Consider the following 25,003-nt stretch of genomic DNA (forward strand, 5'->3'; position numbering starts at 1 on the left):
CAGCTGTACCAGGCATAACTGCACATCCTCTCCATACTTATAGCCACATCAGTACGGGCAACTGGAGAGGAGAGTGCCATGGCCTGGACCACTCACAGCGTATTCAATCAACCATCTCCGCTCAGCAACAGCAATCTCTTCACCGGCGACAGCGCGCTGTGCGAGGCGGTGGTGCGTGAAGGGGCCGGCTGGGACCGCGAATGGCTGGCGTCCGTCGGCCTGCAGCTCGGCAGCGCGGAGTCACTGGAATTAGGTCGCCTGGCCAATGCACAGCCGCCGGAGCTGCTGCGTTACGACGCGCGCGGTGAGCGACTCGACGAGGTGCGCTTTCATCCTGCCTGGCATCTGCTGATGCAGGGCGTGTGCGCCAGCCGGTTACATAACCTGAGCTGGCAGCCTGACGTGCAGGGCAGCGCCATGGTGGCACGCGCGGCGCGTTTCATTCTGCATGCGCAGGTGGAAGCCGGTTCACTCTGCCCGGTAACCATGACTCACGCCGCGATCCCGCTGCTGCAAACCCATCTGCCCGCTCCCTACGCCGACTGGCACGATCGGCTGCTGAGCGATCGGTATGATGCGCATCATCTGCCCGGCAGCCAGAAGCGCGGCCTGCTGATTGGCATGGGCATGACGGAGAAGCAGGGCGGCACCGATGTGTTGAGCAACACCACACGCGCCGAACCGCCTGGCACGCGTGCGCCGGGCGAACCCTGGCGCATCACCGGCCACAAGTGGTTTTTCTCGGTGCCGCAAAGCGACGCGCACCTGATTCTGGCGCAGACCGCCGCGGGGCTGAGCTGCTTCTTTCTGCCGCGCCTGCTGCCGGACGGCACGCGCAACGCCATTCGTCTTGAACGTCTGAAAGACAAGCTGGGCAACCGCGCCAATGCCAGTGCCGAAGTGGAGTTTCAGGATGCCTTCGGCTGGTTGATGGGTGAGGAGGGCGATGGCGTGCGGCTGATCCTGAAAATGGGCGGTATGACGCGCTTTGACTGTGCGCTCGGCAGCCACGGCCAGATGCGACGCGCGCTGGCGATTGCGCTGCATCACGCCGGTCAGCGCCAGGTGATGGGCAAAAACCTTAGCGATCAGCCGCTGATGCGCGCGGTGCTGGCGCAGCAGGCACTGCAGCTGGAGGGACAAACCGCACTGCTGCTGCGTCTGGCGCGCGCCTGGTCAACGCCAGCCAGCGCGCATGAACGGCTGTATGCACGCCTGTTCACTCCGGCGGCCAAGTTCGTGATCTGCAAAGCCGGTATGCCGTTTGTGGCTGAAGCCATGGAGGTGCTGGGCGGCATTGGCTACTGCGAAGAGAGTGAACTGCCGCGCCTGTATCGCGAGATGCCGGTGAACAGCATCTGGGAGGGCTCGGGTAACGTGATGTGCCTGGATGTGCTGCGTGTACTGGGACGGCATGCAGAAGTGCTTAGCATGCTGCAGGATGAGTTTGATGCGGTGAAGGGCAGCAATCGCCACTTCGATCGCTGCTGGCGTCAGCTGCGGCTGCAGCTCGGCAACCTGCGCGAAGAGCAGGGACGGCAGGTCAGCGACATGCTGATTCGGCTGGCGAGTGCCGCGGTGCTGCTGAAAGCGGCAGAACCGCCGCTGGCAGACAGCTGGTGCGCGCGTTATCTCTCATCGCGCCCGGCGCAGGCGCTGAGTGATGATCTGAACGCACGCTTACTGCAGCGTGCTACTGCCGCCTGAGGGCGCGCCGTACAGAATGGCGGTGGCATACCAGAAGCCAGGCATGGTGGTCTCATCGACCATCAGGATCTGATAGTAAACCGCACCGCTCTGATTGGCGCGTGCAGCGATCGCGCGCTGCACATCATCCGGCGAGCCGCGTGAATGGGCGCTGACGGTGCCAAGCTTCGGCAGGCCATAGCTTTGCGCGCGGGTGATCTCCTGCGCCTGAGTGGTGGGCGCTGGCGGGGGTTGTGGCGTGGTGTGCAGTGCGGCACAGCCGCTCAGCAGCAGGCCCAGCAGCAGAATAAGCGTACGCATGGTGGCTCCGGAAAACAGGCAGATGACTCAAGTGTAAGCCATCTGCCCCGGCTCATCAGTCGTTGAGGCGGAAAATACTCACCAGCTGGGTCAGATGATGGCCTTTCTGACTCAGGTGCTGCGCCGTGTGCTCGGACTGGTTAATCATGTCGCTGCTCTGATGGGTCGCATGGCTGATGTGGTTCATTGCCAGATTGACCTGACCAATACCCGCAGCCTGCTCCTGGGCGGCGATATTGATTTCCCCCATCAGGGTTTTCACCTGTTCGATATGGCTGACAATATGACTCATGGCGTCACGCGTTTGTTCCGAGAGCGCATGGCCAGCGGCCACTTTGTCGATCGAACTGGCAATCAGCCCGTCAATCTCCTTCGCCGCACTGGCGCTGCGCTGCGCCAGTGCACGCACTTCCGCAGCGACGACCGCGAAGCCTTTGCCGTGCTCACCGGCGCGCGCCGCCTCAACCGCAGCGTTGAGCGCCAGAATATTGGTCTGGAAGGCAATCGACTCGATCACGTGGGTAATGTCGGCGATGCTCTGTGAGGCAATGCGAATCTCCGCCATGGTCTCTACCGAGCGCGCCACGGTGCTGCCGCCCTGGCTGACGGTGCTGGCGGCTTCACCGACCAGCGCCATCGCCTGACGCACGTTAGCGGCGGTTTGCGCCACGGTTGCGCCAAACTGCTCCATGCTGGCCGAGGTCTCTTCGACGCTGCTCGCCTGGCGGCCAATCTGCTCGCTGATGCTGGAACTGCTGGCCGCAATGGTGTCGGTGCCGTCGCTGATCTCACGCGCGGCGGCGCGTACCTGGCCTACCACTTTCTCCAGACCGTCGCCAATGCCGTTAATCGCGTTCACCAGCTGGCCGATCTCGTCGCGGCGCGCTGAGTCGAGGTGCGCCTGCAGATTACCCGCCGCGTACTGCTCGGCCAGATGGATCACCTGCTGCAGCGGCCGGGTAATGGCGCGCCGGCTATACAGCACAAAGCCAATGGCAAAGGCGAGTACCAGCGCCAGGCCAATCAGCATGAACAGATTGCGGCTGTGGGTGATCGGTGCCAGCAGGCTGGCGCGGCTGACTTCACCGGCGATAATCCAGTTCCAGCCCGGCAGTTGCTGCCATGCCAGCAGGCGGGTTTCGCCCTGATGCGCGATCTCCAGCAGGCCGTGCGGCTGCGTCAGGATCTGCTGCTGTACGCTGCGATCCCAGTCCGGCAGCTTGCCTTCGGACTGACGGGCAAACAGATACTGGCCCTGTGCGCTGCCCGGCGTGCCGTTCAGCACGAAGAAGCTGCCGCTGTCGCCGAGACGTCGCGCCAGCACTTTCTCCCGCATCAGCGCGTACTGTTTATCAATCTGCACGCCAACAAACAGAATGGCGATCACTGCGCCACTGTCGTCCTGCACCGGCTGGTATTGGGTGATATAGCGATGGCCGAACAGCGTCGCCAGGCCGCGATACACTTCGCCCTTATTCACGCTGCGCCACGCCGCGCTGCTGCGATCAAGCTGGGTGCCCACCGCGCGGCTGCCATCCTCTTTCTTCAGTGAGGTCGCGATGCGAATGTAATCCTCGCCGTCGCGCACAAAAATGGTGGAGACTGCACCGGTACGATCGAGAAAATCGTCCACGGCGATCTGATCGAGGTTGAGGGTTTTCAGCCCGGCACGCAGCGTCGGCGTGCTGAACGATCCCACCTGAATGCGTGAGCTGTCGTCACGGCTGAATCGCTTAGGTAAAAAGCTCTGAAACAGCCGGGTATAGTTCGCCACTTCTTCCGATAAGGTCGCGTTAAACATCGTGGCCATTTCATTAATGCCGAGCACCTGGTTTTGCATATCGTCGACAGCCAACTGCTCCAGCTGGCGCGCGGCGTTATGGCTGAGCGTTAACGTCAGGGCAAACAGCACGATTGCCACACTGAAAGACGTCAATACAGACAGCTTAATTCCGAGACTCATGGCGCTGAGAGAGAGACGCTTCATAAAGTACCTTTAATAAATAACTGGAGGGGTACAGGATCAACGGCAAAATGCGGTAAATGTTTAGGGCAGAAATTAATCGAAATAAATGTGATGTGGCTCGCGTTTTGGCCGGCAGCACGTACACTGAGACCAGTGATAATCATTCTCAACGGAGACGGTATGATTGAGTTGGCAACGGAGAACCTGGCGGGCATTGAGTGTATTCACGCGGCACCGGCCGGACAGCGGCTGGCGCGCTTACCCACCATCCTGTTTTATCACGGATTTACCTCGTCGAAAGAGGTGTACAGCTACTTTGCCGTGGCGCTGGCGCAGGCCGGTTTCCGTGTGGTGATGCCGGATGCAGAGATGCACGGCGCGCGCTACAACGGTGATACCGACGCGCGCATGACGCACTTCTGGGAGATTTTGCGCCAGAACATCGATGAAGTGCCGCTGCTGGAAGCGGTGCTGCGCGACAACGATTGGGTGGCAGATGAGCGTTTCGCTATTGCCGGCGCCTCAATGGGCGGGATGACCGCGTTGGGCGCGATGGCACGCTATCCACACCTGCACAGCGTTGCCTGTCTGATGGGCTCCGGCTACTTCATGCAGCTCAGTCAGACGCTGTTCCCGCCGCTGGTGGCGCACACGCCAGAGCAAAAAGCGGCGTTACAGGCGCGGCTGGCCCCGCTGGCGGCCTACGATCCCTGTCAGCAGCTGGCGCAGCTGGCTAACCGGCCGCTGCTGTTATGGCACGGTGAAGCGGATGAAGTCGTACCGTTTGCCGAAACGGTACGGCTGGAGAAGGCGTTGCGCGAGGTGCAGCTCGACAGCCGGCTCACCTTTCTGGCGGAAAAGCAGATTGGGCACAAAATCACGCCGCCAGCGCTCACCGCGCTGGTCAGTTTCTTTAAACATCATTTGTAAACGGAACGGGCTGGCGGCGCGGAGCACGCCAGCCCGGGATAACAGGCCGGACTACAGTTGTGACGACAAGCGGTCGGCGGCGCTGGTGTTCGCGCTGACCGGGTTACCGCCTGGCGCATCCAGCCGGTTAACGTAGACATAGCCTGAAGCCGCTTTGCTGCTGTTACTTCTCATCTGCAGCGCCTGGTCAGCGGAGCTGGCAAGAGCGGGGGTAGACAGGAAGAGACCCAGTAAAGTGGCGATAATGACAGCTTTCATAATCGACTCCTCACTCCAGGGATTTCACTCTCAGGCGCGCTGATTAAGCCAAACCGTTGCGCCTGTAGAGAGTTTAGTTCTTCACCAGTACGACGCCAGATCGTCATGCTGAACGCCTCGTTCAGGGATTTTGAACAATCTCTGACTAACCTGCTGAATCTCAATCCTTAGCACGAAAGGTGTCCCCGCCTGGCACGGCAGCGACAATTTGATGAATTGTGCGCTTGAGTTTCCCCGGCGAGGTCAGTATGATTACGCGTCAATTTTTCAGCTGCATTCAGAGGTGTGTTTCATCTTTTGGGTGATTCGCAACCTATAACGTTCCTTGCTTCCGTGGGCCGCAGCTGACCCTGACAGGAGGCTGAATAATCCGTAAGGAGCTATCGATGCGTCATTACGAAATCGTATTTATGGTCCATCCTGACCAGAGCGAGCAGGTTCCGGGCATGATCGAGCGTTACACTGGTGCTATCACTGGTGCACAGGGCACGATCCACCGTCTGGAAGACTGGGGTCGCCGTCAGCTGGCTTACCCGATCAACAAACTGCACAAAGCACACTACGTTCTGCTGAACGTAGAAGCACCGCAGGAAGTGATCGACGAGCTGGAAACTAACTTCCGCTTCAACGACGCCGTTATCCGCAGCATGGTTATGCGCGTTAAGCACGCGGTAACTGAAGCTTCTCCGATGGTTAAAGCGAAAGACGAGCGTCGTGAGCGCCGCGAAGACTTCGCTAACGAATCGGCAGAAGACTCAGATGCTGGGGATTCTGAAGAGTAATCCACGATGACGGCCAATCGGCTGCGCCTGTCTGGCACCGTGTGCAAGACGCCAGTTCGAAAAGTCAGTCCGTCAGGGATTCCTCACTGCCAGTTCGTGCTTGAGCATCGTTCTGTGCAGGAGGAAGCCGGGTTTCACCGGCAAGCCTGGTGTCAGATGCCGGTGATTATCAGCGGCAGCGCCCATCAGGCGATTACTCAACATATAACGGTCGGCACGCAACTCACACTCGAAGGTTTTATTAGCTGCCATCAGGCACGCAATGGCCAGAGCAAACTTGTGTTACATGCCGAGCAGATTGAATTGATAGATTCTGGAGACTAGCCAAATGGCACGTTATTTCCGTCGTCGCAAGTTCTGCCGTTTCACCGCGGAAGGCGTTCAAGAGATCGATTATAAAGATATCGCAACGCTGAAAAACTACATCACTGAAAGCGGCAAGATTGTTCCAAGCCGTATCACCGGTACTCGTGCAAAATACCAGCGTCAGCTGGCTCGTGCTATCAAGCGCGCGCGTTACCTGTCTCTGCTGCCGTACACTGATCGTCATCAGTAATCGGCAACTGTCCATTAACGACTTTAAGAGGATAAGGTAATGCAAGTTATTCTGCTTGATAAAGTAGCAAACCTGGGCAGCCTGGGTGATCAGGTTAACGTTAAAGCGGGCTACGCTCGTAACTTCCTGGTTCCACAGGGTAAAGCTGTTCCTGCTACCAAGAAAAACGTTGAGTTCTTCGAAGCGCGTCGCGCTGAACTGGAAGCCAAACTGGCTGACGTTCTGGCTGCTGCTAACGCACGTGCAGAGAAAATCAATGCACTGGGCACCGTTACTCTCGCGTCTAAAGCAGGCGACGAAGGTAAACTGTTCGGTTCCATCGGTACCCGCGACATCGCTGATGCAGTTACTGCAGCTGGCGTTGAAGTGGCGAAGAGCGAAGTTCGCCTGCCAAACGGCGTTCTGCGCACCACCGGTGAGCACGAAGTTGACTTCCAGGTTCACAGCGAAGTATTCGCGAAACTGGTTGTGAATGTAGTAGCTGAGTAATTTTTTACTTAGTTTGAAAGCGCCGGCCTTGTGCCGGCGTTTTTGTTTCTGTCGCTTACTGTGCGCGGATAAAACTGCCGTCCGGCTGGCGGGTAAACAGCACCGGTCCGTTACTGCTCTCGACCGTTAAGCCGGTCACCACGCCCTGCGCGTTCTGACGAATCTTCACCTGCTGACCACTCTGCAGCGCGCTCAGCGGCTGCCCATCGCCTTCCACCCGCGCCATGGCAAACACATCATTGACCGGCAGATTGTTGTCACGGAACAGCTGTGCCAGCGTCTGGCCCGAGGCCACGGTATAGCTGTGCCATTCGCCCTGGGCATCACTTTTCGGCGTCGTATTCTGCGGCGGCTGCGCATTGTTATCGTAGATTTCCGCCTGCATCGGCACCTCTTTGCCGCTGCTCTCTGCCGGACGCTCCACCGGATACTGCGGCGTGCTGGCAGGCCAGAGAAACGCCAGCAGCATCACCAGAAGGGCAATAACGATACCGCGTCGGTGCAGCGGCGGCAGCGGATCCATCCAGCGTACGTTATCCAGCAGATGCCAGATGCGCTGCAGTACAGCGGGTATACGCGACGGGGTTTCAGAAGCCATTCTTTCCTCCTCCTCGCTGGCGGTCGTGACGCGCCTGTCAGGCAGCCAGCGTTGCAACCGGGAAAATAAGGTACGCGGTGCGCGCGTCCTGCGACGTCGTGGGGCGATTTGGCCCATGGATGCTCTCTTGTTCTATAGTATGGGCAAAGCGGGCGCGAAGTGCCTGCCAGCATTGAAAAATTTGACCTGCATATTGTTTCTCTTTCCCCGGGAAATGTCATCCGCGGCGCGCGAGATTTTACGCCAGCCGCCTGCGCTGTTATGCTGCCGGTTCTATTTTCTCCGGGATTAAGGAAACAAGATGACGACCCCTTCATTTGACAGCGTCGAATCACAAGCAAGTTACGGTATCGGTTTACAGGTTGGTCAGCAGCTGCAAGAGTCTGGACTGCAGGGTCTGCAGCCAGAAGCGCTGCTTGCGGGCCTGCGCGACGCGCTGGAAGGGAACTCACCGGCAGTTCCGGTTGACGTGGTACACCGTGCGCTGCGTGAAGTCCACGAGCGTGCCGAAGGCGTACGTCGTGAGCGCGTCGAAGCCATGGCGGCCGAAGGTCAGCAGTTCCTTGAGCAGAATGCACAGCGTGAAGGCGTGAGCAGCACCGAATCCGGCCTGCAGTTCAGCGTCATCACCCAGGGCGATGGTCCGATCCCATCACGTCAGGATCGCGTACGCGTGCACTACACCGGTAAGCTGATTGACGGCACCGTGTTTGATAGCTCCGTTGCCCGTGGCGAACCGGCTGAATTCCCGGTCAGCGGCGTGATTGCTGGCTGGATTGAAGCGCTGACCCTGATGCCGGTTGGTTCGAAGTGGGAGCTGGCCATTCCGCACAATCTCGCTTACGGCGAGCGCGGCGCGGGTGCCTCTATCCCGCCATTCAGCACCCTGATTTTCGAAGTCGAGCTGCTGGAAATCCTGTAATAAACAGCGGGCGCCATATCTGGCGCCCGCGGTCACTACTTCTTCTCTGCCTGCTTCTGTAGATCTACCTGCCAGATGGCAAAGCCCGTTTCATCACTGCCGACGGCTTTCATCGGATAATCAGCATACTTCTCAATAAACTGCGTGGCTTTTGCGCCCGGCGCGGTCTCAAAGCGAATATCAAGCGGCGTTGCGCTGGCGATCGGTGCCAGCCGCCAGTTGTGATCGGCCTGTGGCTGCACCGCGCCGTGGGTGCGGGTTTCGCTGCTGATGTAGGCGGCCACCACCGAGCGGTTCTCATCCGGCGAAGCAAACGCGACATACTGCTCGCCGGTACCGGCAAATTTGCCGCCCCAGGCACGGTAATTATTGGTGGCAACGAGGAAGGTCGCTTTGGGATCGATCGGTTTGCCCTGCCAGCGCAGATCCTGAATACGTGATGCCGCCGGGTTAATCAGCTGGCATTCGGCGTCGTAGCGCGCCGGTTGCGTTACATCGATCTGATACTGCACGCCGTCAATTACATCAAAATTGTAGGTGCGGAAATCCCAGTTGATCAGCGACTGCGGCTGACGACGATGCACGTCGATCTGATTAAACTGCGCTGCCGAGCACTCCAGCCACTCTTTCACCTGCGCGCCGCTGACTTTCATCACCACCAGCGTATTCGGGTAGAGATAGAGATCGGCGGCATTACGGAAGGTAAGATCGCCTTTTTCCACTTCAACATAGCTGGCCGGATCGTTCTTACGGCCGCCGGCCTTGAACGGGGCCGCTGCCGAGAGCACCGGTAAGCGGCCCAGATCGGGATCGCCCTGAATGAAGCGTTCGACGTAAGCACGCTGCGCATTATTGACGATCTGCACGGTGGGATCGTCCTGCACCAGCGACAGATAGCTGTACATCACATCCGCCGACTTGCCGATCGGTTTTGCCACAAACTCACGCGTAGCGCGATGATCGTCGGCCAGCACTTTCACCAGATCGGCATCTTCCGCCGCCAGCGATTTTTTCGCCACCGCATCGTAAACTGGCCGCGCTTCGGCTTTACCCAGGGTCACCTGCCAGTTGCCGCTGTCATTTTTCAGCACCAGGTCAACTACGCCGAGATGATCGCCCCACATGCCGGGCATTACCGCCGGTACGCCGTTAAGCGTGCCCTGAGCGATATCCGCGCCTTTAATCTCCGCAAACTCTTTGCCGGGAAACACCGCGTGCGCATGGCCGAACATGATGGCATTGATACCTGGCACCTGACTGAGGTAATACACCGAGTTTTCCGCCATGGCATGGTACGGCTCACTGCTCAGACCGGAGTGCGGAATAGCGATGATTATTTCAGCACCTTTTGCGCGCATTTCCGGCACATAGCGCTTCGCTGTCTCGGTGATGTCATCAACGCGCACTTTACCCTGCAGATTGTTGCGATCCCACACCATAATCTGCGGTGGTACGAAGCCGATATAGCCGATTTTCAGCGTATGCGGCTTGCCGTCGCGGTCTTTTACCGTGGTTTCTTTAATTAAATAGGGGGTAAACAGCGGCTTGCCACTGGTTTCATCGATAACGTTGGCATTGATGTAGGGAAAACGTGCCCCGGCAATCGCCTGCTGCAGATAGGGCAGGCCGTAGTTAAATTCGTGGTTACCCAGATTGCCTACCGCATAATCCAGCGTATTAAGGGCTTTATACACCGGATGGATTTCTCCCGGCTGCAGGCCTTTGGCCGCCATGTAATCACCCAGCGGGCTACCCTGAATAATGTCGCCGTTATCCACCAGCACGCTGTTTGCTACTTCGCCGCGCGCCTGCTGGATGAGCGTGGCGGTGCGCACCAGACCAAACTTTTCGGTCGGCGTATCTTTGTAGTAATCGAAATCCATCATGTTGCTGTGCAGATCGGTGGTTTCCAGAATGCGTAAATCCACCGTGGCAGCCTGCACCGTGGCGGCTGCAACGCACAGTGCCAGTAACGACATGCTCGCTTTGAACATGGCTTGCTCCTTGTTCGCTTTAATGGGCCTCTCAAAATAATGTAAAACCATGACGAATTATCATTTCAATTTGTGATGGGGCTCGGGATTTTGCCTCTTTCCTGCGTAAGCTGACGGAGTGCCTGCCATTCAGCATTGCGCCATAGCCGCCACGACCGAACTATGATATTGATAATCAAAGCGAATACGCGTAGCTGCGGCTGTCACAGCGCAGCTGCTAAAATATCTGGAGACGGGCTGCCGGGGTTTCAGCGGCAGCATCAGCCGAAATGAGGTGAACAATGTTAGATAAAATTTGCCAGCTGGCGCGAAGCGCGGGCGATGCCATTATGCAGGTCTACGATGGCGCACAACCGCTGGACGTGACGCGTAAATCGGATGATTCACCGGTCACGGCGGCCGATCTGGCGGCACATCAGGTTATCGTGCAGGGCTTAGCAGCGCTGACGCCTGACGTGCCGGTGCTGTCGGAAGAGGATCCACCCGGCTGGGATGTGCGTCAGCACTGGCAGCAATACTGGCTGGTCGATCCGCTCGACGGCACCAAAGAGTTCATCAAGCGTAACGGCGAGTTTACGGTCAATATCGCGCTGATTGAGCACGGCAAACCGGTGCTGGGCGTGGTGTACGCGCCGGCGCTGGGGGTGATGTATTCTGCGGCCGAAGGCAAAGCGTGGAAAGAAGAGGGCGGCCACACCACGCAGATCCACGTACGTGAAGCGCGACCGCTGCTGGTGGTGGTGAGCCGTTCGCACGCTGATAAAGACGAAGAGCTGAAAGAGTATCTGACCCAGCTGGGCGAGCATCAGACCACCGCTATCGGCTCCTCGCTCAAGTTCTGCCTGGTGGCAGAGGGCAAGGCGCAGCTCTATCCGCGCTTCGGGCCGACCAATATCTGGGATACCGGTGCCGGCCATGCGGTAGCCATTGCCGCTGGCGCGCACGTGCATGACTGGCAGGGCAAAACCCTCGACTACGCGCCGCGCGAGTCGTTCCTGAATCCGGGCTTCCGCGTCTCGCTGTTCTGATACGCTGTGCGCGCCGCCCGCTGTGGCGCGATCACGCCTGCAGCAGCTGATGGATCAGTTTCATCGCCTGCTGCACTTCATCCTGCGTCAGCGGACCGTCTTTGGCGTAACGCACATGGCCGGTCTTATCCAGAATCACAATTGCCGAACCGCCTTTCTCCAGCTGCCACGCCTTGCGCGCGTTGCCGTTGCTGTCGACAATGAACTGCGACCACGGATACTGCTGTTTATTGCTCTCAATGCTGCTGCGCACAAACATCCCGGTGCCGGGAATGGCATCATCGGTATTCACCACCGTGGTGGTCTGATAGCGGTCGTGCGGCAGCTGAGCGGCTTTGATGGCTTCAATCAGCGCGGCGTTCTGTTCTTTGGCTGACGAGCGTCCGGCAATATGCAGGATGACCCGCACTTTGCCACTCAGCTGGGCGCTGTTCCAGGGCTGGTAGCGAAACTTCTCCTGCTGATACAGCAGTTCTCCTTTGTCGTTAACGCCGACTGCCGGTACGCGCTCGCCAACCTTAAACGCGTGGGCTGAGGCAAGGCTGGGCAGCAGCAGCGCCAGGGCTATCACGGAATGTGCCAAACGCATGGTAATGCTCCTTAGTGATCCGACCAGTTATTCATGTTTTTGCAATATTAGGCGTGGATGATGCGCCTGTCGCGATGAGATAGCAGCTTTGTAACCCATGCCACAATTCCTTAACCAATGAAGGTTTATACTGGATTTTGTGATCGTTATGACAGAGTTCTCTGTAATGATGTGTCAATTCAGTAAAAAATCCATTTTTTCGGAACATCGGCAAGGAATCATGTTCTATAGTTATGCCTCATTTGCGCTTCAAGGGCTCGTACCGAATTTGGCAACGGCGAAGCGTATTACATCTGTTCAGGAGTTAAACAGCATGAAGATCTTCCAGCGCTATAATCCGCTGCAAATTGCGAAATATGTAAAGACGCTATTTAAAGGAAGGTTGTACATCAAGGATGTTGGCGCGTTTGAGTTCGACAAAGGCAAAGTCATGTTGCCGCGCGTCAAGGATAAACAGCACCTTAGCGTGATGTCAGAAATCAACCGCCAGGTGCTGCGGCTGCAAGCCGAGTACAACTAAGCAAAAGAAAGGGCGCCGCTGGCGCCCTGAATCTTTCTGTAACTGCACGATCACTGCTACGCGGCAGGCCCTTCAGACTCATCCAGCGTACTCTTCGACACATTCAGCACCGGCGGGCGATCGTCAATGCGCGTCACCAGCAGCTGGTCGATGCGGTAGCTGTCGATATCCACCACCTCGAATTTGTAGCCGGAGAATTTGACGAAATCGGTGCGTTTGGGGATCTTACGCAGCATATACATCATAAAGCCGCCGATGGTCTCGTAGTTGCCGGACTGCGGGAACTCGTCGATATCCAGCACGCGCATCACGTCATCAATCGGCGTACCGCCTTCCACCAGCCAGGAGTTCTCGTCACGCGCCACAATCTGCTCTTCGAGCCCCTGACCGACCAGATCGCCCATCAGCGTGGTCATCACGTCGTTAAGCGTGATAATCCCGACCACCAGCGCATATTCGTTCATGATCACCGCGAAGTCTTCGCCGGCGGTTTTAAAACTCTCCAGCGCCTCTGACAGCGTCAGCGTATCCGGCACAATCAGCGCCGAACGAATCTGCACGCCGCTGTTGAGCGTCATGCTCTGGTTGCCCAGCACGCGCAGCAGTAGCTCTTTGGAATCAACGTAACCGACGATATGGTCGATATCGCCGTCGCACACCAGAAACTTCGAATGCGGGTGTTGCGCGATTTTGGTTTTCAGGCTGGTTTCGTCTTCGTGCAGATCGAACCACACGATATTTTCACGCGAGGTCATGGACGAAGGCACGGTGCGTGATTCCAGCTCAAACACGTTCTCGATCAGCTCGTGCTCCTGCTTGCGCAGCACGCCGGCCAGCGCGCCCGCTTCTACCACCGCGTAAATGTCATCCGAGGTGATGTCATCTTTACGCACCATCGGCAGCTTAAAGATGCGAAAGAACACGTTGGCCAGGCCATTGAACAGCCACACCAGCGGGCGGAAAACCAGCAGGCAGAAGCGCATCGGATTGATGATGCGCAGCGCGATGGCTTCCGGCGCGATCATGCCGACGCGTTTTGGCGTCAGGTCGGCAAACAGAATAAACAGGCTGGTGACGATGGTGAAGGAGCAGATAAAGCTGAGCTGATCCGCCAGTTCCGGCTCCATAAAGCGGTTGAACAGGCTGCTGAAGGCGGGCGAAAACGCCGCATCGCCGACGATACCGCCGAGAATCGCGACGGCGTTGAGGCCAATCTGTACCACGGTGAAGAACATGCCCGGCTGTTCCTGCATCTTCAGCACGCGCTGCGCGTTGATGTTGCCTTCATCGGCCAGCAGTTTCAGTTTGATCTTGCGGGCAGCCGCCAGCGAGATCTCCGACAGAGAAAAAAATGAACTGATTACGATCAGTAAAAGAATGACAAGCAGGCTATCAAGCATAAAAGATCCGTTGGGTTAATCACTTGTCATTTTTGGCCTGGGCAGCGCGAAGAGGCGTACATCCGGTACTTACCCGTCAAACAGGGCTATCCGTGCCAAAAATGTCTGCGCCAGTTCGACAAAGTCACGTTAACGTCGGGGCAGAAATGCGTGCAGGCGAGGCCTGCTGGTCGCTGATTATAGCAGCAGCGCTATTGCTGCCGCCAGCGGCGTGATTGGCCGGCTCGGATTAATCCGAGTGGCGGCTGGCGGTGCGCAGAAGCGCGGCTTCGTTGTTGTATCGGTACGCACATTTACCGACAATAGCAGTCGATTTGGCTTAGCGGCCGTTTTTACGCAGCCGCTCGCAAAAAAGAGCGGCTATGCTGATGGGTATGCAAGGTGTGGTGATACCCTTTCCACCAGAGTTAACGCCCCTGCGGAATAGGGGCAGGCATTATTAACAGGAGTACGCGTGCCGCGATTTCATGCTTATTGCTTGGCCAGCCTGCTGCTTGCCGCACCTGCTGTTGAGGCAGCCAAAGTGCGACTGCAGCTGGAAGGCCTGACCGGGGAGTTACAGAAAAACGTCAGGGCGCGCTTGTCCACTATCGGCAGTGACGAGGTGTCGAACGACGGCCGTTTCCAGGCGCGCGTGGCTGCCGCGATCAAAGAAGGCCTGCGCGCGCTGGGCTATTACGAGCCGCAGATCGACTTTGAATCACGCCCGGCACCGCCGCAGGGTGGCCGTCCGGTGCTGATTGCCCGCGTCACCGCCGGTGAGCCGGTGAAGATTGGCGGCAGCACCATCGTGGTGGAAGGCGCCGCAAAAGACGATCCTGACTATCAGGCGTGGGTAAAACAGGGCAGGCCGAAAGTCGGCAGCCAGCTCAATCACGGCGACTACGATAAATTCAAAAACGGCTTCTCCAGCCTGGCGCTGCGTAATGGTTACTTCGACGGTGACTTTAAGCAGAGCCAGCTTGGTGTCTCGGTCGAACGGCGCTTAGCGTTCTGGGATATCGACTACGACAGCGGCCCGCGCTATCGCTTCGGCGATGTCAGCTTTGAGGGCTCGCAAATCAATGAAGCCTATCTGCGCAATCTGGTGCCGTTCAAAAAGGGCGATCCCTATAGCTCACGCGATTTGGCCGAACTCAATCGTCGCCTCTCCGCCACCGGCTGGTTTAATTCTGTCGTCGTGGCACCCGAGTTCGATAAAGGGCGCCAGACCAAAGTGCTGCCGCTCAGCGCCGCCGTGTCGCCGCGCGTGGAGAACACCATCGAAGCCGGTGTCGGTTACTCGACGGACGTCGGACCGCGGCTGAAAGGCACGTGGAAAAAGCCGTGGATCAATGACAGCGGCCACAGCCTGACCTCCAGCGCCTATATCTCCGCGCCGGAGCAGCAGCTTGATCTCAGCTATAAAGTGCCGCTGCTGAAAAGTCCGCTGGAGCAGTACTACACCTTCTCCGGCGGCCTGAAACGCACCGATCTCAACGACACCAAATCGGACACCACCACGCTGGCGATGTCGCGTAACTGGGACAGCAGCTCCGGCTGGCAGCGCGCGGTTAACCTGCGCTGGAGTCTCGACCACTTTACTCAGGGCAGCGTCACCAACACCACCATGCTGCTCTATCCGGGCGTAAGCCTGAACCGCACCCGTTCGCGCGGCGGCCTGATGCCGACCTGGGGCGATTCACAGCGCTACTCGGTAGACGTGTCGGACACCACCTGGGGTTCAGACGTCGACTTCCTGATCCTGCAGGCGCAGAACGTGTGGATCCGCACGCTGGGCGAGAAGCATCGCTTTGTGGCGCGCGGTAACCTTGGCTGGATTGAAACCAACAATTTCGAAAAAGTGCCGCCCGATCTGCGCTTCTTCGCCGGCGGTGACCGCAGCATTCGCGGCTACAAATACAAAGATATCTCGCCGCGCGATGACGAAGGCAAACTCACCGGTGCCTCAAAGCTGGCCACCGGCTCGCTCGAGTATCAGTACAACGTCTCCGGCAAATGGTGGGGCGCGGTATTCGTCGACTCCGGTGAAGCGGTCAACGACATCAAGCAGAGTAATGTTAAAACCGGTGCAGGCTTCGGCGTGCGCTGGTCTTCTCCGGTAGGGCCGATCAAGTTTGATATCGCGCGCCCGATTGGTGACGACAAGGAGCATGGATTGCAATTTTATGTAGGACTGGGGCCTGAACTATGAAGCTGTGGAAAAAGGTCCTGATCGGTATCGGTATTTTCCTGCTGGTGCTGTTGGCCAGCGTGGCGTTTCTGGTGGGCACCACGCCCGGATTGCATCTGTTGTTTAAAGGTGCCGATCGCTGGGTGCCGGGCCTGTCGATTAACAAGGTGGAAGGCGGCTGGCGCGATCTGACGCTGAGCGGCGTGAAGTACCAGATGCCGGGCGTCAGCGTGGATGCCGGGCGCTTCCATCTGGCGCTCAACCTCAACTGCCTGCTGCACTCCTCGGTGTGCGTGAACGATATCGCGCTGCAGGATGTCAGCGTGGTGGTCGACAGCAAAAAAATGACGCCCGCCAGTGCGCAGCCGCCGGAAGAGGAGAGCGGCAGCAGCAATCTCAGCACGCCATACCCGATCACGCTGAGCCGGGTCAGCCTGCATAACATCAACGTCAAAGTCGATGACACCGCCATTTCGCTGCTCGATTTCACCAGCGGCCTGCAGTGGCAGGATCGCGCGCTGACGCTCAATCCCACCCATATCCAGAGCCTGCTGATCGCGCTGCCGAAGGCGGCGAAAGTGGCGGACGAACAGGTGGTGCAGCCTAAAGTGCAGCAGCCGCAGCCGGATGAGAAACCGCTGGGCGAAACGCTGCAGGCGATGTTTGCCGAGCCGCTGCTGCCGGCACTGCCGGATTTCCAGCTGCCGCTCGATATCAACGTGCAGCAGCTGTTGGGTGAGCAGTTGCGCATCACCGGCGATACGGACGTGGCGATTACGCGTCTGCTGCTGAAGGCCAAAACTACCGACCGGCATGTGCAGCTGGAGACCTTTGACGTCGACTCGCCGCAGGGACAGATCAACGCCAGCGGCGATGCCCGGCTGGCGGATAACTGGCCGGTCAATTTTGTGCTCAACGGCTCGCTGAATCTCGATCCGATTAAAGGCGAGAAGATCAAACTGAACCTCGCCGGGGCAATGCGCGACGAGCTGAAGCTGGGCCTGAATCTCTCGGGGCCGGTGCGTGCCCAGCTGGACGCCGCCGCACAGCCGGCGGTCGCCGGTCTGCCGCTGTCGCTCAAACTCACCAGCCCGCAGCTGCGCTGGCCGCTGACCGGTCCGGTGCAGTATCAGGCGGATAATCTCGACTACCAGTTCAGCGGCAAAGCCACCGACTACGTGATGTCGCTGCGCACTGCGGTGAAGGGCGAAGCGGTGCCGCCGGCCACCATTACGCTGGACGGTAAAGGCAACGTGCAGCAGTTCAGCCTGGATAAACTGCGCGTGGCGGCGCTGCAGGGCAACATTGACCTTAGCGCGCTGGTGGACTGGAGCAAAGCCATCAGCTGGCGCAGCGAACTGACGCTGGCGGGCATCAATACCGCTAAACAGTATCCTGACTGGCCGGCGAAGCTCGACGGTAAAATCACCACGCGCGGCAGCCTGTACGGCGGAAGCTGGCAGCTTAGCGTGCCGCAGCTGGCGCTGAAGGGCAATGTGAAACAGAACGCGGTGAGCGCCGAAGGCTCGCTGACCGGCAACAGTTACAATCAGTGGAAAATCCCCGGCATTGACATCGCGCTGGGGCGCAACCATCTCGACGTGAAGGGCGAACTGGGCGACGCGCTAAATCTCGATGCCAGTGTCGATGCGCCGCATCTGGATAATGCGCTGCCGGGCCTCGGCGGCGTAGCCAAAGGCACCATCAAGGCGCGCGGTACGCTGCAGGCGCCCCAGCTGCTGGCCGATCTTACCGCCAGCGGCCTGCGCTGGCAGCAGTTGCAGATCCGCCGTGTCACGCTGCAGAGCGACGTGAAATCCAGCGATCAGGTCGCCGGTAAACTGCAGCTGCGCGTGGAGCAGCTGCAGCAGGACGCGCTTAAGATCAGCCTGCTGACGCTCAACGCCGACGGTAACGAGAAGCAGCACCAGCTGAAACTCAACGTGCAGGGCGAGCCGGTCTCCGGCCAGCTGGCGCTCAACGGTAGCTTTGATCGCCAGACGCAGCGCTGGCAGGGCAATCTCAACAATACGCGTTTTGACACGCCGGTGGGCGAATGGCGCCTGACGCGCGCGATGACAATTGACTACCTGAACAGCAAACAGAGCGCCACCTTCGGGCCGCACTGCTGGCTAAACCCCAACGCGCAGCTGTGCGTGCCGGAGCCGATCGAGGCCGGAGCCAGCGGCCATGCGCACGTGGTGCTGAACCGCTTCGATCTGGCGATGGTTAAGCCGTTCCTTACTGATGCCACCCAGCTGAACGGCGTATTCAGCGGTGATGCGCGCGTGAACTGGACCGCCGACGGCGCGCTGCCGACCGGCACGGTATCGCTTAAAGGAAACGGCGTAAAAGTGGTGCAGGATGTGCAGGGGAATAACCTGCCGATCGCCTTCGACACGCTCAACCTGAATGCGGCGCTGCGTAATGGACGCGCGCAGCTCGACTGGCTGATTCACATCGTGAATAACGGTCAGCTGAGCGGCAACGTGCAAATCGCCGATCCGGAGAATCGCCGCCAGCTGTCAGGCAACATCGGCATCAGCAACATTTCGCTGGCGATGCTCAACCCGGCGCTGATGCAGGGCGAGAAGATCAAAGGCAACCTCAACAGCAATCTGCGTCTCGGCGGCACGCTGCAGCAGCCGCAGATCTTTGGTCAGCTGGGGCTGAGCGATGTTGATGTGGATGGCAGCTTTATGCCGGTTGATCTCACCTCGGCCAATCTCAACCTGGTGTTTAACGGCATGAGTTCCACGCTCAACGGCCTGATCCAGACGCAGCAGGGTAACCTCACTCTGGGCGGCAACGCGGACTGGAGCCAGCTGGATAACTGGCGCGCGCGCGTCACTGCGCAGGGCAGCCGTATTCGCGTTACCGTTCCGCCGATGGTGCGGATGGACGTTTCGCCGGACCTGGCGTTTGAAGCCACACCGGCGGCGTTCAACCTTGACGGCAAGGTTGATATTCCGTGGGCGCGCATCACGGTGCAGGAAGTGCCGGAGAGCGCTACCGGCGTGTCGTCGGATGAGGTGATGCTGGATGAGAACCTCAAGCCGATTCAGCCGAAAACCGCCGCGATTCCAATCAACAGCAATCTGGTGATCCACGTCGGCAACGATGTGCGTCTCTCGGCCTTTGGCCTGAAAGCGCGCCTCAACGGCGATCTCAAACTGGTGCAGGATAAAACCGGCCTGGGCTTAAACGGACAAATCAATATTCCTTCCGGCCGTTTCCACGCGTATGGTCAGGATCTGATTGTGCGTAAAGGCGAGCTGCAGTTCGCCGGTCCGCCGGATCAGCCCTACGTCAATCTGGAGGCGATTCGTAACCCGGAAGCCACCGAGGATGATGTGACAGCCGGTCTGCGCGTCACCGGGCTGGCCGACGAGCCGAAGGTGGAGGTCTTCTCCGACCCGGCGATGTCGCAGCAGGAGGCGCTGTCTTACCTTTTACGCGGTCAGGGACTCAGCAGCGATGGCGACAGCAACGCCTTAACCTCGGCGCTGGTTGGACTGGGGGTTGCACAAAGTGGTCAGGTTATGGGTAAAATCGGCGAGACCTTCGGCGTCAGTAACCTTGCGCTTGATACCACCGGTGTCGGCGACAGCCAGCAGGTGCAGGTGAGTGGTTATGTGCTGCCGGGTCTGCAGGTAAAATACGGTGTTGGCATATTTGATTCACTGGCGACGCTCACTTTGCGTTATCGCCTGATGCCCAAACTCTATTTGGAAGCCGTGTCGGGTCTCGATCAGGCACTGGATTTGCTCTATCAGTTTGAGTTTTAGCAATGCGAATAATTGTCTACGGCAGTTTACGGCGCAAACAGGGAAATAGTCATTGGATGACCAATGCGCAATGGCTCGGCGACCATCAGATTGAAGGGTTTGCGCTCTACAATCTCGGTCACTATCCGGGCGTGGTTGAGGGGGACGGCACGGTGTACTGCGAAGTGTATCGCATCGACGCCAGCACCCTCGGCGAGCTGGATGCCTTGCGCAGCAAGAACGGCGAGTATAAGCGCCAGCTGATCCAGACGCCCTACGGCAGCGCCTGGCTGTACGTGTATCAGCGTTCGATTGCCGGTCGCACCCGCATCGCGAGTGGCGACTGGTTACGGCGCGATGACGCCGCAGAAGCGTAAATAAAAACACCGCCCAGTGGGCGGTGTTTTTTTATCTGCCGATCGCCATACATAGCGATGCGACAGCGCTGACAGAAAACTTACTTCTTCTGTGCGCGCTCGAAAGAGGAGATGATTTCAGCTTTAGCCGCTTCCGCGTTGTCCCAGCCGTCAACCTTCACCCATTTGCCTTTTTCCAGATCTTTGTAGTGCTCGAAGAAGTGGGTGATCTGCGCTTTCAGCAGTTCTGGCAGGTCGTTCACATCTTTAATGTGATCGTACTCTTTGCTCAGCTTGGTGTGCGGAACCGCTACCAGTTTGGCATCTTCACCTGATTCGTCGGTCATCTTCAGCACGCCCACTGGACGGCAGCGGATCACTGAACCTGGCTGCAGCGGATACGGGGTTGGCACCAGTACGTCAACCGGGTCACCATCCAGAGACAGCGTGTGGTTGATGTAACCGTAGTTGCACGGATAGAACATGTCGGTAGACATGAAACGGTCTACAAACAGGGCGCCAGACTCTTTGTCCACTTCATATTTGATCGGATCGGCGTTGGCCGGGATCTCGATGACGACATAGATATCTTCTGGCAGATCTTTACCTGCAGGCACCTGGTTCAAACTCATCTGGCTTTCCTTCATTAGTCGTAAGTTGAGTGACGGCTATTATAGCCAACTGACTCTGAAAGTATGCCCCCTTTTTGGCGTTTCGGAATGGTCCAGCAGGCTACTTCGTGGTGACAAACAGCGACACAATCCCTGCGGCGATTAGCGGCCCGACCGGCACGCCGCGAAAGAACGCCACACCAATCACCGTGCCAATCAGCAACCCGCCAATCACCGACGGCTGCACGCTCATTAAACTGACGCCGCGACCGCCGAGCCAGGCAACAAATACGCCAACGATAATCGCCACAATGGATTGCCAGTTAGCAAAGGATTTCAGCAGCGACGAGGCCGGCAGCGTGCCGCTTGCCAGCGGTGCCATGACGGCCACGGTGAGAATAATGATACCAATCTGGATGCCTTGCTTTTCGACGTAGGGAAAGAACTGTGCCAGCGGCGTGAGCTTAATCACCAGCAGGATGAGAATCGAAATGGTAACGGCGCTGTTGTGGACGAAGTAGCTCAGGATGGCGAGGCAGATAAGAATGAGGGTCGAGGCGTAGGCAGCCATGGTTTCTCCGTGAATAATGGGCGCGCTGACCGTGGCCAGCGCTGAGCGTGTTTAACGCCCCCATTTATCAACAATCATCGGGATTGGCGCAACTGCCTTTGTTGATTGATTGCAGCATCAGCGCCTGGTTGCGCACCAGACTGACGCCCTGCGCGCCCACTGACAGCGCCGCCATGGAGCCCTGACTGCTGAGGAAATAGCTGCGGCTGGCATCGGTCCAGCTATCACGGTAGGCCAGCCAGGCGCGCTGCGCATTGCGCAGTTTGTCTTTGGGCTCACCGGTTAATTTCTTCATCAGCTGGCTATATTGCGCATTCATCTCTTTGTCCCACGCCTTATTGGCCGTGCTGTAGCACTGCGACATGCCGGTGGTGCTGGACTCTTTATTCAGGCATTGATTGAGCTGCTGATCGATAGGGTTTTGCTGTGCCATTGCCACGCTGGACGCGAACAGAAAGGCGAGCGGAAGCCATTTTTTCATCGTTAAATTCCTTGCTTTTAGCGCTACGAACTTCAGGAAATCTGAAGCGTAGATGATCGTAATCAGGTTGACCATCAATGAAGGATAAAGTTTCCCCCGGTCACTGCCGATAATCTCTCCGTTTTAGGGCTACTGGATTCTCCCTTTTTTAAAGCGCACGGGAATTATCATGATCACACAGCTATCTATACGCACGGCTTTACTCTCTCTTCTGGCCTTTATGACGCTGCTGCTGCTGGCAGTGAGCGGTATGGGCATCTACGCCATCAATTCCGGCAACCAGTCACTTGACGCCATCAACCGTATTCAGGGCATTGAACTCAACAGCCTGTATCAGAGCAACGCCGATCTGATGCGTGCCCGCGCCAGCGCCGCGCTGGCGGTGCGCAAAATCGAAATCGGCCTGCTGGACGAGGGTGCGACCGTCACCAAACAGGCGCAGGCGGATGTCGCCAGCTCGCAACGCCATCTGACCGCGTTTATTGATGCCGGTACCGTCACCGCGCAGGGCAAAAGCCTCGCCGATGCGGTCGCGGCCGCGTTCAACGCGTATCAGAAAGGTGCCATGGCACCCATGATGGATGCGCTGCAAAAGCAGTATACCGATGAGTATTACCAGGTGCTGGAAGGCAACCTGTCGCAGCTGGCGGCTAACTATTCCAAGGCAGTGAACGACTTCAGTCTGTATGCCGACGAAGTCTCTGCCGCACGTCTGGCGGCAGCGGCGCACAATGAACTGCAGATGAAGATCATGATTGGCGTCGCCGTCGCGCTGACCCTGTTGCTGATTGCGCTGGCCTGGCTGCTGCTGCGCCGCGCGCTACTGCATCCGCTGGACGGGGCGATCCAGCATCTGGAGCAGATTGCAGCCGGCGATCTGTCACAGCCGCTGCCGGCAGCGGCCAATAACGAAATCGGCCGTCTGAACCAGGCGCTGACGGGAATGCAGCTGGCGCTGCGCAACTCGGTCAGCCAGGTGCGTGAAGCCAGCCTGCAGATTGACGTCGGCAGCCGCGAGCTGTCCGCGGGCACGGTGCATCTGTCGCAGCGCACGGAAGAGTCGGCGGCCTCGCTGGAGCAGACTGCCGCCAGCATGGAGCAGCTCACGGCTACCGTCCGGCTTAACGCCAGCAACGCGCAGCAGGCCAATCAGCTGGCCAGTAGCGTGTCCGATACCGCCGATCGCGGCGCGGAAGTGGTGTGCTACGTGATGGAGAAGATGCGTGAGATCACCCACAGCTCCGATCGGATCGCCGATATTCTCAGCGTGATCGACGGCATTGCGTTCCAGACCAACATCCTGGCGCTCAACGCCTCGGTGGAAGCGGCACGTGCCGGTGAGCAGGGGCGCGGTTTTGCCGTGGTTGCCAACGAAGTGCGCACCCTGGCCGGGCGCAGCGCCAGCGCCGCCAAAGAGATTCGTGAGTTGATCAGCGAATCACAGACGCGGGTCAAAGAGGGCAGCGACATGGCCACGCGCGCCGGCGAAACCATGGATGAGATCTCCAGTGAAGTGATGCGGGTGACCGCGCTAATGAAAGAGATCTCCATCGCCTCGGAAGAGCAGAGCCGCGGCATTGAGCAGGTCAATCAGGCGGTGACGCAGATGGATGAAGCCGCGCAGCAAAACGCCGCGCTGGTGGAGCAGGCCAGTGCCGCTACGCAGTCGCTGGAAGCGCAGTCGCAGCAGTTGCAGGCATCTATGGCACAGTTCCGCGTGCAGGCGGCATAGTTATGATGTGGTCAGGGATGACCGGTAACGTTGCCTGTGTTCGCCCTGATGGATGGCGACGCGGGAGAAGATAAAGCGGTAATTTACGCGGTGCGCATAAATGCGCACCCAACATAAACCGTGCCATCAACCTGTAGGGTCGCCATTAATGGCGACCGAAAATCATTTACTGACAGGCTTCACACGCAGGCATTTTAAATGCCCGCTTACATTACGCCTGATGTTCGTCCGGGAACTCACGCATGAAGCGTTCCACGTCGTCGACCATCGCATCATTACCGCAGAAGAACGGGCAGCGCTGGTGCAGCGTTTCCGGCTGAATATCGAGGATACGGTTTTTACCGTCGCTGGCTTTACCGCCCGCCTGTTCGGCGAGGAAGGCCATCGGGTTGCATTCATACAGCAGACGCAGCTTGCCTTTCGGGTGGCTGGCGGTGCTGGGATAAAGATAAATGCCGCCTTTCAGCAGGTTGCGGTGGAAATCCGCCACCAGTGAACCGATGTAGCGCGAGGTGTAAGGGCGCTTCGTTGAAACATCTTCTTCCTGGCAGAACTTCAGGTACTTTTTCACGCCCTGCGGGAAGCGGATGTAGTTCCCTTCGTTGATTGAGTAGGTGTAGCCTTTTTCCGGGAAGGTCATGCGTTCGTGGCTCAGGCAGAACACACCGAGCGACGGATCGTACGTAAAGGCATGAACGCCCACGCCGGTGGTGTACACCATCATGGTTGAGGAACCGTACACCACGTAACCTGCGGCAACCTGCTTGTGGCCCGGTTGCATGAAATCGGCTTCAGTGATTGGCGTGCCTGGCTCACTAATACGATGATAAATCGAGAAAATGGTGCCGACGGAAACGTTAACGTCGATGTTCGAGGAACCATCCAGCGGGTCCATCAATACTACGTACTTACCGTTCTCCGAACCTTCAAAGATGACAAACTCATCTTCTTCTTCGGAAGCAATCCCCGCGACCACACCGCGCGCCTTCAGTGCCGCTTTCAGCTTTTCGTTAGCGAACAGATCCAGCTTCATCTGCTGCTCACCCTGCACGTTCTCTACGCCGCTGGCACCAAGAATATCCACCAGACCCGCTTTGTTGATGTCGCGGTGGATGATTTTTGCGCCCAGCTTGATGGAGGAAATCAGCGCCGTCAGTTCACCTGTGGCGTGAGGAAAGTCGTGTTGCTTCTCGACGATGAATTCGCCTAACGTTTTCATAACACATTCCCTGAATCTACGATGGAGTGGCAGCAGCTGTAACAAGCTACCAAC

General features: G+C 58.2%; 24 protein-coding genes. 13 read left to right on the top strand and 11 right to left on the bottom strand.

What is annotated here, in order from left to right; translation table 11 throughout:
- The first annotated feature begins 78 nt into the window (after positions 1 to 78).
- Positions 79 to 1,707, top strand: coding sequence for an isovaleryl-CoA dehydrogenase (locus FT726_RS10665; protein ID WP_282996489.1), 1,629 nt, complete (start codon positions 79 to 81; stop codon positions 1,705 to 1,707).
- Here the strand turns inward: FT726_RS10665 and bsmA are convergent.
- Together bsmA and FT726_RS10675 are read right to left on the bottom strand one after the other, a co-directional pair.
- Positions 1,681 to 2,007, bottom strand: coding sequence for a biofilm peroxide resistance protein BsmA (bsmA, locus tag FT726_RS10670; protein ID WP_021509754.1), 327 nt, complete (start codon positions 2,005 to 2,007; stop codon positions 1,681 to 1,683). The two genes, FT726_RS10665 and bsmA, sit on opposite strands and share 27 nt — an antisense overlap.
- 55 nt (positions 2,008 to 2,062) lie before the next feature.
- Entirely contained in the window at positions 2,063 to 3,994 is a 1,932-nt protein-coding gene (locus FT726_RS10675) for a Cache 3/Cache 2 fusion domain-containing protein (RefSeq protein ID WP_346302794.1), read from the bottom strand.
- A gap of 159 nt (positions 3,995 to 4,153) precedes the next feature.
- Here FT726_RS10675 and yjfP point away from each other — a divergent pair, with 159 nt between their 5' ends.
- Complete coding sequence (gene yjfP, locus FT726_RS10680) at positions 4,154 to 4,903, top strand: esterase (protein WP_346302795.1); 750 nt, start codon at positions 4,154 to 4,156, stop codon at positions 4,901 to 4,903.
- Positions 4,904 to 4,954: 51 nt separating this feature from the next.
- Here the strand turns inward: yjfP and FT726_RS10685 are convergent, their stop codons facing one another.
- Positions 4,955 to 5,161, bottom strand: coding sequence for a hypothetical protein (locus tag FT726_RS10685; RefSeq protein ID WP_021509751.1), 207 nt, complete (start codon positions 5,159 to 5,161; stop codon positions 4,955 to 4,957).
- A 386-nt stretch (positions 5,162 to 5,547) separates the two neighbouring features.
- On the opposite strand from FT726_RS10685, the gene rpsF reads away from it, so the two are divergent.
- From rpsF to rplI, 4 genes are read left to right on the top strand one after another with little or no spacing between them, the layout of a single operon-like run.
- Positions 5,548 to 5,943, top strand: coding sequence for a 30S ribosomal protein S6 (gene rpsF / locus FT726_RS10690; protein WP_021509750.1), 396 nt, complete (start codon positions 5,548 to 5,550; stop codon positions 5,941 to 5,943).
- A gap of 6 nt (positions 5,944 to 5,949) precedes the next feature.
- On the top strand, positions 5,950 to 6,267 hold the full coding sequence (gene priB, locus FT726_RS10695; protein ID WP_031280155.1) for a primosomal replication protein N: 318 nt from the start codon (positions 5,950 to 5,952) through the stop codon (positions 6,265 to 6,267).
- A gap of 4 nt (positions 6,268 to 6,271) precedes the next feature.
- The gene (gene rpsR, locus FT726_RS10700) at positions 6,272 to 6,499 is read left to right on the top strand and encodes a 30S ribosomal protein S18 (protein WP_000135199.1); all 228 of its coding nucleotides are present in this window, start codon (positions 6,272 to 6,274) and stop codon (positions 6,497 to 6,499) included.
- Between the two features lie 39 nt (positions 6,500 to 6,538).
- On the top strand, positions 6,539 to 6,988 hold the full coding sequence (gene rplI / locus FT726_RS10705; RefSeq protein WP_021509748.1) for a 50S ribosomal protein L9: 450 nt from the start codon (positions 6,539 to 6,541) through the stop codon (positions 6,986 to 6,988).
- Positions 6,989 to 7,043: 55 nt separating this feature from the next.
- On the opposite strand, the gene FT726_RS10710 is transcribed toward rplI, so the two are convergent.
- Positions 7,044 to 7,703, bottom strand: coding sequence for an OapA family protein (locus tag FT726_RS10710; RefSeq protein WP_150360361.1), 660 nt, complete (start codon positions 7,701 to 7,703; stop codon positions 7,044 to 7,046).
- A gap of 184 nt (positions 7,704 to 7,887) precedes the next feature.
- Between FT726_RS10710 and fklB the strand changes: the two genes are divergently transcribed.
- Positions 7,888 to 8,508 (top strand): FKBP-type peptidyl-prolyl cis-trans isomerase, encoded by a 621-nt coding sequence (gene fklB, locus FT726_RS10715; protein ID WP_021509746.1) that lies wholly within the window; start codon positions 7,888 to 7,890, stop codon positions 8,506 to 8,508.
- 35 nt (positions 8,509 to 8,543) lie between these two features.
- On the opposite strand, the gene FT726_RS10720 is transcribed toward fklB, so the two are convergent.
- Positions 8,544 to 10,502 (bottom strand): bifunctional 2',3'-cyclic-nucleotide 2'-phosphodiesterase/3'-nucleotidase, encoded by a 1,959-nt coding sequence (locus FT726_RS10720; protein WP_278428021.1) that lies wholly within the window; start codon positions 10,500 to 10,502, stop codon positions 8,544 to 8,546.
- Between the two features lie 281 nt (positions 10,503 to 10,783).
- Between FT726_RS10720 and cysQ the strand changes: the two genes are divergently transcribed.
- Positions 10,784 to 11,530, top strand: a complete 747-nt coding sequence (gene cysQ / locus FT726_RS10725) for a 3'(2'),5'-bisphosphate nucleotidase CysQ (RefSeq protein WP_021509744.1) — start codon at positions 10,784 to 10,786, stop codon at positions 11,528 to 11,530.
- A gap of 31 nt (positions 11,531 to 11,561) precedes the next feature.
- On the opposite strand, the gene FT726_RS10730 is transcribed toward cysQ, so the two are convergent.
- The gene (locus tag FT726_RS10730) at positions 11,562 to 12,119 is read right to left on the bottom strand and encodes a YtfJ family protein (protein ID WP_058759862.1); all 558 of its coding nucleotides are present in this window, start codon (positions 12,117 to 12,119) and stop codon (positions 11,562 to 11,564) included.
- 313 nt (positions 12,120 to 12,432) lie between these two features.
- On the opposite strand from FT726_RS10730, the gene FT726_RS10735 reads away from it, so the two are divergent.
- Entirely contained in the window at positions 12,433 to 12,639 is a 207-nt protein-coding gene (locus FT726_RS10735) for a DUF1107 domain-containing protein (protein ID WP_031280153.1), read from the top strand.
- Between the two features lie 56 nt (positions 12,640 to 12,695).
- Here the strand turns inward: FT726_RS10735 and FT726_RS10740 are convergent, their stop codons facing one another.
- Entirely contained in the window at positions 12,696 to 14,039 is a 1,344-nt protein-coding gene (locus FT726_RS10740) for a hemolysin family protein (RefSeq protein ID WP_021509741.1), read from the bottom strand.
- A 454-nt stretch (positions 14,040 to 14,493) separates the two neighbouring features.
- On the opposite strand from FT726_RS10740, the gene FT726_RS10745 reads away from it, so the two are divergent.
- The 3 genes from FT726_RS10745 to FT726_RS10755 are packed head-to-tail and all read left to right on the top strand — an operon-like array spanning position 14,494 to position 20,356.
- On the top strand, positions 14,494 to 16,233 hold the full coding sequence (locus FT726_RS10745) for an autotransporter assembly complex family protein (protein ID WP_058781125.1): 1,740 nt from the start codon (positions 14,494 to 14,496) through the stop codon (positions 16,231 to 16,233).
- Positions 16,230 to 20,000, top strand: coding sequence for a translocation/assembly module TamB domain-containing protein (locus FT726_RS10750; RefSeq protein WP_346302796.1), 3,771 nt, complete (start codon positions 16,230 to 16,232; stop codon positions 19,998 to 20,000). The genes FT726_RS10745 and FT726_RS10750 overlap by 4 nt, the downstream gene beginning before the upstream one ends.
- Before the next feature lie 2 nt (positions 20,001 to 20,002).
- Positions 20,003 to 20,356: a gamma-glutamylcyclotransferase gene (locus FT726_RS10755; protein ID WP_031280151.1), complete on the top strand. Its 354-nt coding sequence runs from the start codon at positions 20,003 to 20,005 to the stop codon at positions 20,354 to 20,356.
- A gap of 80 nt (positions 20,357 to 20,436) precedes the next feature.
- Here the strand turns inward: FT726_RS10755 and ppa are convergent, their stop codons facing one another.
- From ppa to FT726_RS10770, 3 genes are all read right to left on the bottom strand, one after another.
- The gene (gene ppa, locus FT726_RS10760; protein ID WP_346302797.1) at positions 20,437 to 20,967 is read right to left on the bottom strand and encodes an inorganic diphosphatase; all 531 of its coding nucleotides are present in this window, start codon (positions 20,965 to 20,967) and stop codon (positions 20,437 to 20,439) included.
- Positions 20,968 to 21,067: 100 nt separating this feature from the next.
- Positions 21,068 to 21,517, bottom strand: coding sequence for a DUF441 domain-containing protein (locus tag FT726_RS10765; RefSeq protein WP_021509736.1), 450 nt, complete (start codon positions 21,515 to 21,517; stop codon positions 21,068 to 21,070).
- A gap of 67 nt (positions 21,518 to 21,584) precedes the next feature.
- Positions 21,585 to 21,998 (bottom strand): lysozyme inhibitor LprI family protein, encoded by a 414-nt coding sequence (locus FT726_RS10770; RefSeq protein ID WP_346302798.1) that lies wholly within the window; start codon positions 21,996 to 21,998, stop codon positions 21,585 to 21,587.
- 172 nt (positions 21,999 to 22,170) lie between these two features.
- Between FT726_RS10770 and FT726_RS10775 the strand changes: the two genes are divergently transcribed.
- Entirely contained in the window at positions 22,171 to 23,730 is a 1,560-nt protein-coding gene (locus tag FT726_RS10775) for a methyl-accepting chemotaxis protein (RefSeq protein ID WP_282995939.1), read from the top strand.
- 211 nt (positions 23,731 to 23,941) lie between these two features.
- Here the strand turns inward: FT726_RS10775 and fbp are convergent, their stop codons facing one another.
- On the bottom strand, positions 23,942 to 24,949 hold the full coding sequence (gene fbp / locus FT726_RS10780; RefSeq protein ID WP_021509731.1) for a class 1 fructose-bisphosphatase: 1,008 nt from the start codon (positions 24,947 to 24,949) through the stop codon (positions 23,942 to 23,944).
- Positions 24,950 to 25,003: the final 54 nt, after the last annotated feature.

It is taken from the genome of Pantoea sp. Morm, from assembly GCF_016643525.1.
GTDB lineage: Bacteria > Pseudomonadota > Gammaproteobacteria > Enterobacterales > Enterobacteriaceae > Pantoea > Pantoea dispersa.

Excerpts from the sequence above, each read along its gene's own strand:
- FT726_RS10665 (WP_282996489.1), top strand. The coding sequence starts at position 79 with ATGGCCTGGACCACTCACAGCGTATTCAATCAACCATCTCCGCTCAGC.
- bsmA (WP_021509754.1), bottom strand. The coding sequence starts at position 2,007 with ATGCGTACGCTTATTCTGCTGCTGGGCCTGCTGCTGAGCGGCTGTGCC.
- FT726_RS10675 (WP_346302794.1), bottom strand. The coding sequence starts at position 3,994 with ATGAAGCGTCTCTCTCTCAGCGCCATGAGTCTCGGAATTAAGCTGTCT.
- yjfP (WP_346302795.1), top strand. The coding sequence starts at position 4,154 with ATGATTGAGTTGGCAACGGAGAACCTGGCGGGCATTGAGTGTATTCAC.
- FT726_RS10685 (WP_021509751.1), bottom strand. The coding sequence starts at position 5,161 with ATGAAAGCTGTCATTATCGCCACTTTACTGGGTCTCTTCCTGTCTACC.
- rpsF (WP_021509750.1), top strand. The coding sequence starts at position 5,548 with ATGCGTCATTACGAAATCGTATTTATGGTCCATCCTGACCAGAGCGAG.
- priB (WP_031280155.1), top strand. The coding sequence starts at position 5,950 with ATGACGGCCAATCGGCTGCGCCTGTCTGGCACCGTGTGCAAGACGCCA.
- rpsR (WP_000135199.1), top strand. The coding sequence starts at position 6,272 with ATGGCACGTTATTTCCGTCGTCGCAAGTTCTGCCGTTTCACCGCGGAA.
- rplI (WP_021509748.1), top strand. The coding sequence starts at position 6,539 with ATGCAAGTTATTCTGCTTGATAAAGTAGCAAACCTGGGCAGCCTGGGT.
- FT726_RS10710 (WP_150360361.1), bottom strand. The coding sequence starts at position 7,703 with ATGGGCCAAATCGCCCCACGACGTCGCAGGACGCGCGCACCGCGTACC.
- fklB (WP_021509746.1), top strand. The coding sequence starts at position 7,888 with ATGACGACCCCTTCATTTGACAGCGTCGAATCACAAGCAAGTTACGGT.
- FT726_RS10720 (WP_278428021.1), bottom strand. The coding sequence starts at position 10,502 with ATGTTCAAAGCGAGCATGTCGTTACTGGCACTGTGCGTTGCAGCCGCC.
- cysQ (WP_021509744.1), top strand. The coding sequence starts at position 10,784 with ATGTTAGATAAAATTTGCCAGCTGGCGCGAAGCGCGGGCGATGCCATT.
- FT726_RS10730 (WP_058759862.1), bottom strand. The coding sequence starts at position 12,119 with ATGCGTTTGGCACATTCCGTGATAGCCCTGGCGCTGCTGCTGCCCAGC.
- FT726_RS10735 (WP_031280153.1), top strand. The coding sequence starts at position 12,433 with ATGAAGATCTTCCAGCGCTATAATCCGCTGCAAATTGCGAAATATGTA.
- FT726_RS10740 (WP_021509741.1), bottom strand. The coding sequence starts at position 14,039 with ATGCTTGATAGCCTGCTTGTCATTCTTTTACTGATCGTAATCAGTTCA.
- FT726_RS10750 (WP_346302796.1), top strand. The coding sequence starts at position 16,230 with ATGAAGCTGTGGAAAAAGGTCCTGATCGGTATCGGTATTTTCCTGCTG.
- FT726_RS10755 (WP_031280151.1), top strand. The coding sequence starts at position 20,003 with ATGCGAATAATTGTCTACGGCAGTTTACGGCGCAAACAGGGAAATAGT.
- ppa (WP_346302797.1), bottom strand. The coding sequence starts at position 20,967 with ATGAGTTTGAACCAGGTGCCTGCAGGTAAAGATCTGCCAGAAGATATC.
- FT726_RS10765 (WP_021509736.1), bottom strand. The coding sequence starts at position 21,517 with ATGGCTGCCTACGCCTCGACCCTCATTCTTATCTGCCTCGCCATCCTG.
- FT726_RS10770 (WP_346302798.1), bottom strand. The coding sequence starts at position 21,998 with ATGAAAAAATGGCTTCCGCTCGCCTTTCTGTTCGCGTCCAGCGTGGCA.
- fbp (WP_021509731.1), bottom strand. The coding sequence starts at position 24,949 with ATGAAAACGTTAGGCGAATTCATCGTCGAGAAGCAACACGACTTTCCT.